Origin of the sequence: Bacillus cereus group sp. BfR-BA-01310, assembly GCF_022664325.1 — a bacterium.
In the GTDB taxonomy this organism is placed as follows: Bacteria; Bacillota; Bacilli; order Bacillales; family Bacillaceae_G; genus Bacillus_A; species Bacillus_A paramycoides.
In genome coordinates this window covers 1-216 of record NZ_JAKUHD010000129.1, presented here as the reverse complement: position 1 = coordinate 216, position 216 = coordinate 1, and the positions used below count along the sequence as shown (strand labels likewise).

The window sequence follows — 216 nt, the reverse complement described above, 5'->3', positions numbered from 1 at the left end:
AGTTGCCAAAACTAGGTCTTGTTCGATTTGCCAAAAGTCGTGAAGTAAAGGGACGTATTTTAAATGCTACGGTTAGACGGAACCCTTCTGGCAGATACTTTGTGTCATTGTTAGTGGAAACAGAGGTGCAAGAACTTCCGAAAACACATTCTTACATTGGAATGGATGTAGGACTAAAAGATTTTGCCATTTTGTCAGATGGAACAACCTATAAAA

General features: G+C 38.9%; 1 pseudogene. It reads left to right on the top strand.

Annotation, left to right across the window (positions count from 1 at the left end):
• Positions 1-216 (top strand): annotated as a pseudogene (locus MR109_RS29990) (IS200/IS605 family element RNA-guided endonuclease TnpB); the annotation flags it as partial.